Raw genomic sequence first — 14,118 nt, forward strand, 5'->3', positions numbered from 1 at the left:
CCTGGCCGCGTCCGGCGCTCACCAGGCCGTCCACGCCGCGCAGGCCGAGCGTGGCCGACGCCGCGACGCGCAGCCGCGGGCCGCCGTCCACCTGGTACTCGGCGCCCAGCACGAGCCCCAGCCGGCGGGTCGCGGCGGCGTCGGCGACCAGCTCGCCGCGCGCCAGCGCGCCCCAGACGCCGGGGTGTTCGGCGACGGCCTTCGGCGTCCACGACCGGAAGGCGGCCGGCTCGACCGCCAGCAGGTTGAGCGAGGTGCCCGCCACCTGGACGGCGCCCGCGTCCACGACGACGACCTTCTGCACGTTCCTGACCTTGGCCAGGGCCAGGCGGGCGCTCTTCGGCACCTCGCCGCGGGCGATGGCGATCATGCTGGGCGGGGTGACGGTGACGCCCGGCCCGCCGGCCGCCGGCTCGGCGTCGTTCCTGGCCGGCGCGGTGGTGGGTACGAGCTGGTCGAGCCGTATCTGCTGACGCTCCCCGAGCTGGGCCCGCCGTACCGGCTGCCGGGCGGCGTCGTGCGGGTCGCCGCCCAGCAGGACGGCCACTCCCCCGCCGAGCGCCGTCATGACGGCCACGGCCGCCGCCACGAGGAGCACGGACCGTAAGGAGGGAAGACCGGACACGCGGGACACGTTAGCCGAATCGGCGAGAAAATCCGGTGCCGAACGGACATCGGCCATGACAAGGTGAACGGGCAGCGACAAGGGGGGCATCAGGTGGTCGGGCCGTACCGGGGGTTGTTCGACGGGCCGGGCGTCAAGGGGTTCGTGCTGGCCGCGTTCATCGGCCGGATGCCGATGTCCATGCTGGGCATCGGCATCGTGCTGCTGATCTCTGCGCTCAGCGGCTCGTACGCCACCGCCGGCGCCGTGGCCGCCACCACGAACGTCTCCTTCGCGGTCGCCGCCCCGCTGACCGGGCGGCTCGTGGACCGGTTCGGCCAGGGCCGGATCATCGTCCCGTTCGCCTCTCTGAACGCGCTCGCGCTGGCCACCCTCATGCTCAGCGCGGGCCTCGGCCTGCCCCAGTGGACGCTGTACGTCTCGGCGCTGCTGGTCGGCGCCACGTCGCTGTCGCTCGGCTCGATGGTGCGGGCCCGCTGGTCGGCGCTGCACGGCGGCTCGTCCCGGCTGCACACCGCGTTCGCGTTCGAGTCCGTGGCCGACGAAGTGATCTTCGTCACGGGCCCGGCCCTGGTGACCATCCTCGCCACCGAGATCAACCCGTACGCGGGGCTGACCGTGGCGCTGGTGTGCATGCTCGGCGGGTCGCTGGCGCTGGCCGCGCAGCGGCGCACGCAGCCGCCCGTCCAGTCCTCCCGGGGCGGCGGCGGCACGCCCATCCTCATCCCCGGCATCGCCCTGCTGGCCTGCGTCTACCTGGGACTGGGAACGGTGTTCGGCTCGGTGGACCTGATCACCGTGGCGTTCGCCGAGGAGCACGGCGTGAAGGGGGCGGCCGGGCTCCTGCTGGCCGCGTTCGCGGGCGGGTCGATGGTGTCGGGGCTGTGGTTCGGGTCGCGGCACTGGCGGATCTCGCTGCGGGGACGGTTCCTGCGGGCGCTCGTGGTGTTCGTGGCGGGGCTGACGCCGATCATGTTCATCGGCGACACGTTCGTCATGGCGGGCGCGCTGTTCCTGGCCGGGCTGGCGATCTCGCCGACGCTCATCACGGGCTTCTCGCTGACCGAGCGGCTGGTTCCTCCGTCGCTGCTCACGGAGGGTATGGCGTGGATCTCCACGTCCATCGGGTTCGGGGTGGCGCTCGGCGCGTGGGCCGGCGGGCGGCTCACCGAGGCCGTCGGCGCGTCCAGCGCGTACGTCCTCCCGCTCGCCGCCGCGGCCCTCGCCGCGGTCGTGGGCGCCGGAGGTTCGGGTTTGCTGAGACTTCCCGAAGCGGCTTCACCGGCCGAGACTTGATCCGATACCGTCGGGACATCCCTCGCAACACCCTTCACATTGGATTCTTCGTTATGTCCCGACAAAAGAGTTCACTTCTTGCCATCGCGGCTGTAACGGTCGCCCTGATCCCGGCACCCGCGCTGGCCGCAACACCGACGCCCACGCCCAAGCCGACGGCCGCCGCCGCGAAGACGGCCGCCAAGAAGGCGCCCGTGGACTGCGAGCAGGTCAAGTGCATCGCGCTGACCTTCGACGACGGTCCCGGCAAGTACGCGGGCACGCTGCTCGACACGCTGAAGAAGTACGACGCCAAGGCGACGTTCTTCCTGGAGGGCCAGTACGTCAAGGCCCGTCCGGCGTACGTCAAGCGCATGGCCAAGGAGGGCCACGAGCTCGGCAACCACAGCTACACGCACCCCGACTTCACCAAGCTCGAACCGGCGGCCATCCGGAACGAGATCCAGAAGACGCAGGACGAGGTGAAGAAGGCGGCAGGCGTCGAGCCCAAGCTGCTGCGCCCGCCGTACGGGCTGGCCGACATCCAGGTCTCCGAGGTCGCGGCGGAGTTCGACATGCCGATCATCCTGTGGACGGCCGGCTCCCGCGACTGGGACACCAAGAACGTGGACGCCATCCACAAGCAGACGCTCGCCGTGGCCCAGCAGGACAGCATCATCCTCATGCACGACTGGGTCAAGCAGACCGTCGACGGGATGCCGGCCCTCATCAAGACCCTGCAGGCCAAGGGCTTCCACCTCGTCACGGTGTCCGACGTCGTGAAGCGGCAGAACCTCGAGCCCGGCGACGCCTTCCCGCTTCCTGAGGGCTGGCAGAACTGAGTATCGTTCGCGTTTGACGGAACGAGCCTCGAAGGGGCGTCCATGGTCTTCACGAACTGGGCCGGCAACCAGTCGATCAGCCCCTCCGAGGTACGCGCGCCCGCCTCGGCCGACGAGGTCGCGCGCGCGGTGCGCGACGCCGTCGCCTCCGGGCGGCGCGTCCGCATGGTCGGCACGGGCCACTCCTTCACCGGGGTGGCCCTCACCGACGGCCTCCTGCTCCGCCCCACGGCGCTGACCGGCGTCCGCTCCCTCGACGGCGACCGCGTCACCGTGCTGGCCGGCACGCCGCTCAAGGACCTCAACGAGCTGCTGCACGAGCGCGGCCTGGCCCTGGCCAACATGGGCGACATCACCGAGCAGACCGTCGCCGGCGCCATCCAGACCGGCACCCACGGCACCGGCCGCGACAGCGGCGGCCTCGCCGACCAGGTGACCGAGCTGGAGCTGGTGCTCGCCGACGGATCCCTGACCACGGCGGTCCCCGGCGACGACCTGTTCGACGCGGCCCGGGTCGGGCTCGGGGCGCTCGGGGTGCTGACCGCCGTGACGTTCCGGGTGGAGCCCGCGTTCCTGCTGCGCAACCGGCGCCGGCGCGCCACCCTCACCGGCATCCTCGACACGCTCGACCGGCTCACCGCCGGCAACGAGCACCTCGACTTCTTCTGGCTGCCCCACACCGACGCCTGCCTGGTCAAGACCAACAACCGCGACCCCGGCCCGCCGAGCCCGCCCGGCGCCTTCAAGCACTGGCTGGACAACGTGTTCCTGGAGAACACCCTCTTCGGCGCGGCCTGCGCCACCGGCGCCCGCTTCCCCGCGCTCATCCCGCGCATCAACACGGTCAGCGCGGCGGCGCTCGGCGACTCCGAGGCCGTCGACGCCTCCTACCGGGTCTTCACCTCCCGGCGCGACGTGCGTTTCCTGGAGATGGAGTACGCGGTGCCCCGCGAGCACCTCGCCCAGGCCCTGCGCGAGACGCGTGACCTGGTCGAGCGCATGGACTGGAAGATCACCTTCCCGGTGGAGGTCCGGGTGTCGCCACCCGGCGACGCGTGGCTCTCGACGGCGTACGGGCGGGCGACGGGGTACGTGGCGTGCCACATGTACCGGCCGACGCCCCATCCCGCGTACTTCGAGGGAGTGGAGGAGATCATGGTGCGGCTGGGCGGGCGACCGCACTGGGGCAAGATGCACACGCGGGACGCGGCGTACCTCAAGGGTGTCTACCCGCGCTTCGCGGACTTCCTGGCGCTGAGGGACCGGCTCGACCCGGACCGCCTGTTCGCCAACGCGTACCTCGACCAGGTCCTCGGCGCCTGACGCCCTCCCCCCCTCACTGGGTCAGGACGTCACTGCGGCAGGACGTCGCTGTCGGGCTGCGGCTCCTCCTCCACCACGTCCGGCTCGCCGGTCTCCTCCGGCGGCGCGGTGGTGGCGGCCTCGGTCGGCCGGGCCGACCCGGTGTGCGTGCGCGTGGCCGTGGGGGCCGGCGTGGGCGTGGCCGTCGGCGTGCTCGTGCCCCGGCTCCGGGAAGGCGTCGGCGTGGGGCTCAGGGTGGGGCTCGGCGTGGCGGTCCGCGGCGGCCCGGCGGTCTCGGGCTCGCCGGAGAACGGCGTGCTGACCTGCGGCGCGGGATCGTGGGACGACTCCTCGCGGCGTACCGTCGGGTGCTTCGGCGCGGAGGCGGGCACCTGGCCGGTGAGCTGCTCGTGGACCGTCGCACGGGTGACGCCCTGGTAGGCCAGGATGCTGCCCATGCTCACCCCGAACGCCAGTCCCGCGGCGGCGGCCACCTTTCCCCAGGCCGGCATCCTGCCCCGGGAGCCGCCGCGGTCGGCGATGGGTGGTACGGCGGGCGCGAGCGCGGTCACGGCGGCCGGCGGCGCGGTACGGTCACCGGCCTGGGCGGGGAGAGGGGCGGTGACCGGCGGCATCACGACCGTCGCGTCCTCCTCGCCCGCGTGTTCCCGCCCCGTCACCGGCGGCTCCGTCACCAGCGGCTCCGTCACCGGCGGCTCCGTCACCGGCGAACTGACCACCGGCGGGCTGGTCACCGGCGGTGCGGCGACCGGGACACCGGTGAGTGTGCGCGTCTGGTCCGGCGCGGCGGCGCCGACCGTGGCGTGGGCCGCGACGGCGAGGGCCCCCTGGCCCTCGTCCTCCCCCGCGCCGTGCTCCCGCACCTGCCACCGCCGGGCGACCACCGTACGCCGGATGACCTGGTCGCCTGTCCGCTTGAGGTAGTGCGTGTAGACGGCGGTGCCGACCGTGCTGGCCACGCTCATCACCGCGGCGCCTATCACCGTTCCCGCCACCCCGAGGTAGGACGCCGCCACCGCGGCCGTCACCGCCGCGAGGGCGCTTCCCCCGATCTGCGGCACGCTCAGCTCGAACTTCTGCTGCTCGCCGCCCATCCCCCGGATCAGTCCCCTCTCGTCATGCGCAAGGTAAAGAGCTTTCTCGTGAATAGACGCGAGGGCGTGTCCTGTTGTTCCTGTGACCCGTGTGACAGGCAGCCTCATAGCTCGTGCTCCGACGATCCGGCCTGCGCTTCGTGCGCGTCCCCTCCGCGTACGTTCGGGTCGCGCGCGTTCCTTCCGTGCGCGCCCCCTTCGCAAGCGCCTCCCTCACGCGCTCCTCCTCCACGGGTGTCTTCTCCACGCGTGCCTCCTCCACGCGCTCCTCCACGCGCTCCTCCGCGCGGGCCTCCGCCCGCTCTCGCGGCGAAGGGCTGCGCGTGATGTCGGTCCTGCGCGTACCGTCCGCCCTGCGCGTTCCCTCGGTGTACGTCGCCGCCGCGGTGGCGACGGCCGCGGCCACCGTGGCCTCCCTGGCCATGACGCCCGCCTCCGGGCTCGCCACCCGGCCGGTCGTCGCCGAGAGCACCCGGCCGTACCTCGTCACAGCCCGCGACCGGGCCGCCGCGCGCGACCTCGTCGGCGAGGTGCGGTGGAGGGTGCGGCGTTACTACACGGCGGCGCTGCCGGGGTTCGCGACGTGGCTCAGCGCCGCCGAGGTGGACGAACTGCGGGCCGACCCGCGCGTGCGGGCTGTCGAGCCGGACCTGCCGACCCGCCCGCTTCGCGACCGCCGGGCCGTCCCGATCGGTGCCGTCTCCGCGGGGGACGTCGCCGTGGGTGGCGGGGTGACCGTGTACGTGGTGGACAGCGGGCTCGACGCCGGGCGGGAGGAGTTCGGGGACCGGGCCTGGCACGCGTTCGACGCCACGGGCGGAACCGGGGACGACTGCACGGGACACGGCACACGCGCGGCCCGCCTGGCCGCGGGCCGGGAGCACGGGGTGGCGCCACGGGCCGGCATCGCCTCGGTACGGGTGCTGGGCTGCGGCGCGACCGGGAGTCTCTCGGACACGGTCGCCGGACTCGACTGGGTTCGGCGGCACGCCCGCAGGCCCGCCGTCGCGCTCCTCGGCGTCACCGTCGCACCCCCCGCCGTCCCGAACGCCGGCGCACCGGCACGGATGGCTGCCGCGAAGGCGCGTACCACCGGCTCGCCCGCACTCGACACGGCCGTGCGGCGGCTCGCGCGCTCCGGCGTGCCCGTGACGGCAGGCCCGCGCCAGGCCGAAGCGGCCATCCGGAACCTTCGCCCACGCGATCCGGAACCCCGAGAAAGGGACCTCCACGACCTGGGGCTCCACCCAGCCACCTGGCCGTTCACTCCCACGTCTTGGCCGAAGTGGACGGCAGGAACGGTCGCGATTCGCCAGAATCCGTCGAGGGCTCTCCGGACCGGTGGGGTCTGAAAAGGATGGAAACGACAAATGTGACCGGCGTCACATCGCCCCGGGGCTATCCCAGGAAGGCGATGTTCGGACATGCCGGGTACGGTGCTGGCAGGCAACCGGCACACGCGAGAGACTCAAGGGTCCGGGGGAAGAATGGCGACGCTGACGAAGGGACTCGCATGCAGGAGCTCCGACTCGTCGCGGTAAGTGAGGACGGCACCTATCTCGTGCTGGCGACTGCCGGACGAGGCACCCGCTTCACACTTCCCGTGGACGACCGGCTCCGTGCTGCCGTCCGCGGCAACTTCTCCCGTCTCGGCCAGTACGAGATCGAAGTGGAGAGCCCGTTGCGCCCCAAGGAGATCCAGGCGCGCATTCGCGCCGGAGAGACCGCGGAGGAGATCGCCGCGACCGCCGGCATCCCGGTCGAACGCGTCCGCTGGTTCGAGGGGCCGGTGCTCCAGGAACGCGAGTACGTCGCCCAGCAGGCGCAGCGCGTCGCCGTACGGATGCCCGGTGAGTCCTCGTCCGGTCCCACCCTCGGCGAGTTGGTCGCCGAGCGGCTCACGCGCCGCGGCGTGCCCACCGACGAGATCGACTGGGACTCCGCCAAACGCGACGACGGGCTCTGGCGGGTCAAGCTCGGCTACGTGTGGAACGGTCACACGCGTCACGCCGAATGGCTCTTCGACCCGCGCCGCCGCCACGTGGCGCCCCACGACGACGAGGCGCTGCGCCTGTCGTCGGCCGACTTCGACCCGAGCCCTCCGGTGGAGGACACGACGGTCACGCCGTTCACTCCGCGGGTCGCCAAGCTGCAGCCGGTGCCGCCGCTCGCCTCGGACCCGGTGCCGTTCCCGTCGGTGGTGCGGCGCGACCCGGAGTCCGAGGAGCCCGCCGTGGGCTTCCAGTCTCCGGCGCGCGGCGCTGAGTCCATCTACACGCGTCCGCCCACCGACTTCGGCTACGACCGTTCCTCCACGTCCGCGTCTTCTCCGTCCGCGTCTTCTCCGGGGGTGTCTTCCGCGGGGACGTCTTCTGCGGGGACGTCTGCTGCGGGGACGTCTGCTCCAGGCACGACGGGTGGAGGCTCGGCGGATCGCGACCCGGCGAGTGACCCGGCGGCGGAGCACGGGGCCGCGGGCGCGAGCGGCGGTGCCGCCGCGGACCGCGCGGCCACGCAGGCACGCCCCGGCGACGCCTCGCGCCGTGGCGCCTCTCCGGCCTGGCTGCCGGACTTCGGGCAGGGACGTACGGGCGACCGCGCCACCGGACACGACGCGGAGGCGTACTACACCCCGTCCACGCGCGACACCACGCACCAGTCCCAGCCGCGTCCCGCGGACCCGGCCCCGGACCAGACCCCGGCCGCTCCGTCCGACCAGCCGACCCCGGCGTTCCCGCCGGCCCCGCCGGCCGACCAGCCGACTCCGGCGTTCCCGCCTGCCACCGCGTTCCCGCCTGCCGTCACGTACCCGTCGGATGCGGGCTTGACGCCAGAGGCCGGCCCCTCGGAGTCCACCGAGACGGAGCCGGCACCCACCGCCGCCGCCCAGGACACCGCCGAACAGACGACAGCCACAGCCGCTCCTGACCAGACGACGCCCACGGCGTCTCTTGAGCAGGCGACGCCCACGGCATCCCTTGAGCCGGCGACGCCCACGGCCCCCCAGGACACCGCCGCCCCGGCCTCTCCGGAGGACGCTCAGTCCGTGACGACCCAGCCCTCCACCCAGGAGGAGCCCACGCCCGTCACCCCGGCCACGCCGGCACCGGTCGCCGACGAGCAGCCGACGGACGGCGACGTCCCCGCGCCGGCGACGACCTCCGAAGGGCCGCACACCGCGACCTCCGAGGCCGCGCCGCCCACGAGCTCCGAGGCGGCGCAGACCGCGACCGCACAGAACGAGCCGTCAGTCACGGCACAGCCCGAGACCGCCCCGGACGCCGCCACGCACCTCGCCACCGAGCCCGCCGGGACGCCCGCCACGCAACCCGTCACCGAGCCCATCGACGCGCCCGCCACCGAGGCCGCCAGTGCTCCCGCCACGGAGCCCACCAGCCCGCCCGCCGACGCGCCCATCGCGGAGCCCGTGGCGGAGCCCGTCGCCGAGACGCCCCCGGTCGACACGGCGGTCGTCAGCGATGCCGCCACCGAGACCGGCGACCAGGCAGTGGCCGCCACGGCGACCCCGGCCCCGTCTCCGCCCGCCGAGCCCGCAAAGGCAAGCGAGCCTACGAACACCGAGCCCGCCAAGACCAGCGAGCCTACGAACACCGGCGAGCCCATGAAGACCGATCCTGTGAAGGCCGCCGAGCCCGGCGCGGACACCGCCCCCGGAACGCCGGCGCAGACCACGGCGGTCCCCGAGGAGTCCAAGCCGCCCGTTCCCAAGCCGAAGCCCGCCCCGGTCCCGGTCCCGGTCCCGGTCCCGGCGGCAAGCGTCCCGGCCATCAGGTCGGGAGGCGACGCCCCGGCCCAGGAGGACGCGGCCAAGGCCGCCCCGCCCGAGGACGAGCCGTCGAAGAGCCGGCAGCCCGTCGCCGAGAGCGACACCTCCAAGAGCGACGCGACCGAGAGCGACACGCCCAGGGAAGAGACCACCTCCAAGGCCGAGACAGCCAAGGAGGAGCCCGCCGAGGACGAGCCGGCCAACGACACGCAGGCCAAGGACGGGCAGACCCAGGACGGGCAGACCCAGGATGCGCCGGCCAAGGGCGACGAGCCCGAGCCCAAGCCCGAGCCCAAGCCCGACACCCGCAACGACAAGGGCAAGCGAGGACCGGCCAAGGACGGCCCTCCCGTGCCTGTGCCGTCGCCGCCGCCCGCGCCGGCGGCCCGGCAGGCGCGCAAGGGTTCGCGGGGCCGTCGCGCCTCGGTGCCCACCTGGGACGAGATCATGTTCGGCGCCCGCCGACAGGACTGACGGAGAAGGCGACATCCTGGGCGACGCCTACGGCACGGCGTCCCCAGGACCGTCCCCGCCACGCCTACCCGTGTGACCCGTCGCCGTCGCCGGGCGCGTCAACGGCGCCGCCGGATGCGGCCGGACCCGGCGCGGCGGCCCCGGTCAGGAAGGGCGCCAGCCAGTCCGGTGTCACCTCGGCCGGCAGCCCGGTGGCCTGGGCCCGGGACACGTCCACCGCCGCGTAGCCGCCTTTCCCGGCCCCGACCCCGGCGATCAGCGTGAACACGCCGGCCCGCCGCTGGAACCACGTCTGCCTGATGCGCCAGCCCACCACCGCGCGCCGTTCGACCACCGCCTGCGCCCGCCGGACCGAGCCCGAGCGCACCGCCAGCCGTACCCCGTCGTAACCGTGGCCGAGCGAGTGGTAGCGGTCGATCCCCAGCGGCACCCCCAGGCCGGCCAGCAGCAGCGCGGGCACGGCGACGAGCAACCACAGCGGCGACCCCGTCACCGCCTCCCCCAGCACCGCCAGGACGGCGAGCGCCGCCCACGGGGAGACGGCGCGGAACAGTCGCCGGTTGCGCGCGATCGGCGGGTGGGGCCGCAGCTCCGCCCGGTAGGGGCCGATGGCGTCGGCCGTGACCTGGACGGCGACGGCCCGCGGGACGTCCGGCAGCAGCTGGCCGCGGGTCGAGGAGTCGCCGAGCCCGGTCACGATCGCCCACACGCGCGCGACCCCGGCCCAGCGCTCCGCGAACCCCTCGACGATCTCGTACCCGCGCACCCGCCTGGACTCCAGTGTCACGCTGCGCCGGTTGATCAGCCCCCGCTCCGCCACGAGGTAGCCGTCGCGGTCCATGAGCCGGAAGTCCCAGTTGAACACCGCGTACATGACGCCGCCCGCGAACGGCATCGCGAGCACGAGCAGCACCGCGACCCCGAGCAGCAGGTACGGGTGGTGCCAGAGCCATTCGCCGGCCGTCCAGGCGGCGTCGCGGCCGAAGCCGAGGTCGTCGCCCCACTGGAACGCCAGCCCGACGGCGCCCCCGGCCAGCGCGAACGGGGTGAGCAGGTACGCGCCGGACAGCGGGCCGTACAGCAGCCACACGCGCGGCACCCCGATGATCGTGCGGCCGGCGCCGGAGCCCGGCGCGACGGGCGGCCGGTCGGCGGACGCGGCCTGCGGGCCGGCGGGAGCCTCGGCGGCGCGGACCTGACGCAGGAGGACCGCCTTGAGGCGCTCGGCCTCCGCGAGCGTGACGCCGTCGAGCCTGCCCTCCTCGTCGCTGCCGCTGGCGCCGGTGTCGACCTTGAGTACGGCCAGGCCGAGGAGCCGGTGCAGGGGCGGGGTGGACACGTCGACGCCGCGGATGCGTTCGAGCGGGATGGTGCGGACGGAGCGGCTGACGAGCGAACGCCTGATCTCCAGCCGGTCGCCCAGCACCTCGTACGTGAGCGTGGCCCACCTGACCACGGCGAACGCGACGGTGCCGGCGAGGCCGACGGCCGCCCAGACGTACGAGCGGCCGGAGAAGCCGCCCACGAACAGGAGGCCGACCAGCGGCAGCAGCAGGGACGGCACCATGCGCACGGGGTCGATCAGCAGCACCTTGGGGCTGAGCCGCAACGGAACGCGGGGCCCGCTCGCCACCGGCCCCGGAGGCCCCGGGGCGCCTTCGGCGGAAGGCGGGTCCTGGGGCGGCTGGGCGGGGGCGGTCATGTCGCGTCGTCCCTGAGCTCCTCGGCGCGGTGCGCCAGCCGCTCGGCCAGCCCCGCCGCCACCTGGTAGTCGAGCCCCTTGATGGTGGACGAGCCCGCGTGGGAGGCGGTGCGGATCTCCAGGGTCGCCAGCCCGAGGGCGCGTTCCAGCCAGCCCTGGGCCTTGTCGACCGTCTGGATGCGGCTCACCGGCACGAACACCCACTCCCTGGTCAGGAACCCCGTCCGCGCGTACACGACGTCCCCCGACAGCTCCCAGCGGTGCACGGCGTAGCGCACGAACGGCTCCGCCAGCAGGAACGGCGTCGTCAGGACGCCCACCACCACGGGCAGCAGCCACGGGTGGTCCGCGAACCAGGCGGGCACCCACGACCACCCGCTGCCGCCGACCCACCCTCCGGCCAGGAGCGATCCTCCGATCAGCAGCACGAAGGCGATCAGCGCCTCCATCAGCCAGAGCCTGACGGCCTTGGGCGAGACGCGGTGCGCGGGATCGCGTAGCGGGCCAGTTGGGGTCACGCAAACCAGCTTAAGCCGCGCGGTGTCCCGGCGATCTCCCGGCGACCGTCCCCTGTGGACGACGGCCGTTCGCGCCGGGCCTCTTCTTCGGGGAAGGTGCCGAGAAAGGTGAAGGTGGTGCCCGCCTGCGAGTTCACCGGCTTGATGTCGGGTTTCCCGCCCCTTTGACGCTCTTTACCGTTGACCGACCTTCGCGAAACGGTCGGCGCACGCCTCATGGCCGCGTAGCATCATGCGACATGGGGCTGTGTAACACGACTGGACGCATGGGGCCCTTCGTTGTCTCTGTGACAGCGGTGACGGCCATGCTCGCCTTGTCGGGATGTGGCAGTTCCTTCCTGGTGGGCCGGTCCGAGGCCAAGGAGATCGCGCAGATCAACGTCTCCAGCCCCGAGCTGCGCGAGGGCGAGCCGCTCCCGCGCGAGTACTCGTGCGAGGGCACCGAGGGCAGCCCGCCGCTGCGCTGGTCCAGCGAGCCGCTCCCCCAGGCGAAGTCGATCGCGATCGTGGTCGACTCCCACACGCAGTCGGAGTCGGCCGTGCAGTGGGTGCTCTACAACATCCCCGCCACGACCACCGAGCTGGGCCCCGGCGCCTCGGAGACGCCTCCGGACGGCTCCGCCCAGGCCCGGGTGACCAGTGGCAAGGTCGGCTACCAGCCCCCGTGCGCGCGTAACGTGAGCTACCGCTTCACGGTCTACACGCTGCAGGGGAAGGTGGAGGCGAAGAAGGACGCCGCGCTCCCCGAGATTCTCAAGGAGATCGCCGGCAAGACCATCGCCAGGGGTCGCCTGACGGCGGTGAACATCGAGTGAGACATCAAACACTCGGTGTAGTAATCGTTACCAATTCTTCGCTTAGGGTGTGACAACGCTCGCAGTGGTCCGACACAATCAGATCCAATTGTCAGGCGCTGGTGATCAATGGGGGCAGGTCGCGTCGATGGCCGCGCGATCTCACCGGTGCCACAGGGAGGCCATGGCTTTGAGGGTGGTGCAATGATCGCGGTCGTAGTCAGCTTGGTCGCTGTCGTGCTCCTCGTGCTCGCTGTCGTGGCACTGGGCATGCGTTCGATGAGCAAGCGGGAGAGCTCGCTTCCTCCGGAGCGGCTGAAGCAGATGGCCGAGAAGGAGGAGCAGACCCACGCCAGGTCCACCGACGAGTTCGCCGCCCACGAACCCCGCATGAACAACTTCAGCCCCGACTTCAGCCCCATCGACGAGGTGAAGGCCAAACCGGTCCGCACCGGTCAGCGCGGTAAGCGCGGCGTCGACGAGTGGGGCAACCCGACCTCCGACGACGAGGACGAGGAGTTCTGGGCCAACATCCGCAGCGACGCCACCGAGGGCGGCTTCGGCGCCGGGGGCACCGTGGCGGCGCGCAAGGGCGCCTCCCGCCCCGTCGAGCGTGACGAGCGCGAGCCCGAGAGAGCGGCCGCCCGTGAGCGGCCCGCCGGCCGGGAGCGCACCGGCGAGCGCAAGCGCCCCGCCCGCCGCGAGGCCGCCGTCGCCGATGCCGACGCCACCACCGTCCAGGCGCCGCTGCCGCAGCGGCCCTCCAGGCGCGAGGCCCCCGTCCCCGCCCCCACGGCCGGCCTCGCCGACCTGGTGGAGCCGGTGCAGCCCCGCCCCGCCCCCTCGGCGTCCGACCTGGCCGACCAGCGTACGGTGACGTTCTCGGCCCCGCCCGCCGACGTCATGTCCATCCTCGGGGTCGGCGCCCAGCCGGTGCCCTCGGGCCGTCCCGACACGCTGTCCTCCGGCGGCTCGCTGTCCACCAACGGGACGCCCGCCACCAGTGGCTCCTTCCCCGCCGTGGGCTCCACGGGCTCCCTGTCCAGCAACGCGTCCACGGGCTCGTTCCCCGCCACCGGCTCGTTCGCCGCCGCGGGCGGCGCGTTCACCCCGGCGAACAGCGGGTCCTTCCCCGCCACTCCCGTCGCGCCGATCCACGGCGCGCCGACCAGCGACCCGTTCCCGGCCGCCTACAACGCCGCCGACGCGCTCGACGGCACCTGGACGACCCCGGCGACGCCCACCACCTCCGGCTCCTGGCCGTCGCACGACATCCTGGACGACGCGCCGGCCTCCGCCCCTGCTCCCGCCCCCACCCCCGGTCCGGCCGGGTCGTGGCCGGCGTTCGAGCCGCAGCGGCCGTCCGGCTCCTATCCGACGTCGTACGAGGTCCGCCCCGGCTGGGCCGTGGCCGACGACTCCGACCCGCTGACCGGCCCCTCGCCGGCGACGGGTGTCCCCACCGCTCCGGCGCGCGCGGTCTCCGCCCACGACGACGTGCTGTCGGCGCCGCCCGTATCACCGTCCATCGCGTACGAGACCGGCGACTTCGCCTCCGCGGCCGGTCAGGCCGGCGGTCCGGGCTGGCCCGAGTCGCCGTCCAGCGGCGGCACGGGCGGCTGGCCGAGCTACAACGAGATGTACGGCACGCCCGAGGCGGGCCGTCCGAGCCAGAGCGGCGGCG

At 73.6% G+C, this 14,118-nt stretch carries 9 protein-coding genes and 2 pseudogenes; 7 read left to right on the forward strand and 4 right to left on the reverse strand.

The window, feature by feature from the left end:
- Positions 1–625: pseudogene (locus ABZS51_RS39935) on the reverse strand (lytic transglycosylase domain-containing protein); the annotation flags it as partial.
- Between the two features lie 93 nt (positions 626–718).
- On the opposite strand from ABZS51_RS39935, the gene ABZS51_RS39940 reads away from it, so the two are divergent.
- From ABZS51_RS39940 to ABZS51_RS39950, 3 genes are read left to right on the forward strand one after another with little or no spacing between them, the layout of a single operon-like run.
- Positions 719–1,921 carry an MFS transporter gene (locus ABZS51_RS39940; protein WP_355452765.1) on the forward strand — a complete coding sequence of 401 codons (1,203 nt, stop codon included), beginning with the start codon at positions 719–721 and terminating at the stop codon, positions 1,919–1,921.
- A 53-nt stretch (positions 1,922–1,974) separates the two neighbouring features.
- Positions 1,975–2,742 (forward strand): polysaccharide deacetylase family protein, encoded by a 768-nt coding sequence (locus ABZS51_RS39945; RefSeq protein ID WP_355452768.1) that lies wholly within the window; start codon positions 1,975–1,977, stop codon positions 2,740–2,742.
- A gap of 42 nt (positions 2,743–2,784) precedes the next feature.
- Positions 2,785–4,065, forward strand: a complete 1,281-nt coding sequence (locus tag ABZS51_RS39950) for a D-arabinono-1,4-lactone oxidase (protein ID WP_355452771.1) — start codon at positions 2,785–2,787, stop codon at positions 4,063–4,065.
- A 29-nt stretch (positions 4,066–4,094) separates the two neighbouring features.
- Here the strand turns inward: ABZS51_RS39950 and ABZS51_RS39955 are convergent, their stop codons facing one another.
- On the reverse strand, positions 4,095–5,159 hold the full coding sequence (locus ABZS51_RS39955) for a hypothetical protein (RefSeq protein WP_355452774.1): 1,065 nt from the start codon (positions 5,157–5,159) through the stop codon (positions 4,095–4,097).
- A gap of 113 nt (positions 5,160–5,272) precedes the next feature.
- Here ABZS51_RS39955 and ABZS51_RS39960 point away from each other — a divergent pair, with 113 nt between their 5' ends.
- Positions 5,273–6,511 (forward strand): protease inhibitor I9 family protein, encoded by a 1,239-nt coding sequence (locus tag ABZS51_RS39960; protein WP_355452777.1) that lies wholly within the window; start codon positions 5,273–5,275, stop codon positions 6,509–6,511.
- A 161-nt stretch (positions 6,512–6,672) separates the two neighbouring features.
- Positions 6,673–9,420, forward strand: a complete 2,748-nt coding sequence (gene sepH, locus ABZS51_RS39965) for a septation protein SepH (RefSeq protein ID WP_355452780.1) — start codon at positions 6,673–6,675, stop codon at positions 9,418–9,420.
- 64 nt (positions 9,421–9,484) lie between these two features.
- Here the strand turns inward: sepH and ABZS51_RS39970 are convergent, their stop codons facing one another.
- Together ABZS51_RS39970 and ABZS51_RS39975 are read right to left on the reverse strand one after the other, a co-directional pair.
- The gene (locus ABZS51_RS39970; protein WP_355452782.1) at positions 9,485–11,122 is read right to left on the reverse strand and encodes a PH domain-containing protein; all 1,638 of its coding nucleotides are present in this window, start codon (positions 11,120–11,122) and stop codon (positions 9,485–9,487) included.
- Entirely contained in the window at positions 11,119–11,640 is a 522-nt protein-coding gene (locus ABZS51_RS39975) for a PH domain-containing protein (RefSeq protein WP_310710923.1), read from the reverse strand. The genes ABZS51_RS39970 and ABZS51_RS39975 overlap by 4 nt, the downstream gene beginning before the upstream one ends.
- 287 nt (positions 11,641–11,927) lie before the next feature.
- Here ABZS51_RS39975 and ABZS51_RS39980 point away from each other — a divergent pair, with 287 nt between their 5' ends.
- Together ABZS51_RS39980 and ABZS51_RS39985 are read left to right on the forward strand one after the other, a co-directional pair.
- A complete protein-coding gene (locus tag ABZS51_RS39980; RefSeq protein ID WP_355452785.1) occupies positions 11,928–12,455 on the forward strand; it encodes a YbhB/YbcL family Raf kinase inhibitor-like protein in 528 nt (175 codons plus the stop codon).
- 183 nt (positions 12,456–12,638) lie between these two features.
- Positions 12,639–14,118 (forward strand): annotated as a pseudogene (locus tag ABZS51_RS39985) (hypothetical protein); the annotation flags it as partial.

The sequence above is a fragment of the Nonomuraea sp. NPDC005501 genome, from assembly GCF_040605905.1.
Classification (GTDB): Bacteria; Actinomycetota; Actinomycetes; order Streptosporangiales; family Streptosporangiaceae; genus Nonomuraea.

What these genes read in the sequence shown, in the direction of transcription:
- ABZS51_RS39945 (WP_355452768.1), top strand. Translation starts at nt 1,975, where the DNA reads ATGTCCCGACAAAAGAGTTCACTTCTTGCCATCGCGGCTGTAACGGTC.
- ABZS51_RS39950 (WP_355452771.1), top strand. Translation starts at nt 2,785, where the DNA reads ATGGTCTTCACGAACTGGGCCGGCAACCAGTCGATCAGCCCCTCCGAG.
- ABZS51_RS39955 (WP_355452774.1), bottom strand. Translation starts at nt 5,159, where the DNA reads ATGGGCGGCGAGCAGCAGAAGTTCGAGCTGAGCGTGCCGCAGATCGGG.
- sepH (WP_355452780.1), top strand. Translation starts at nt 6,673, where the DNA reads ATGCAGGAGCTCCGACTCGTCGCGGTAAGTGAGGACGGCACCTATCTC.
- ABZS51_RS39970 (WP_355452782.1), bottom strand. Translation starts at nt 11,122, where the DNA reads ATGACCGCCCCCGCCCAGCCGCCCCAGGACCCGCCTTCCGCCGAAGGC.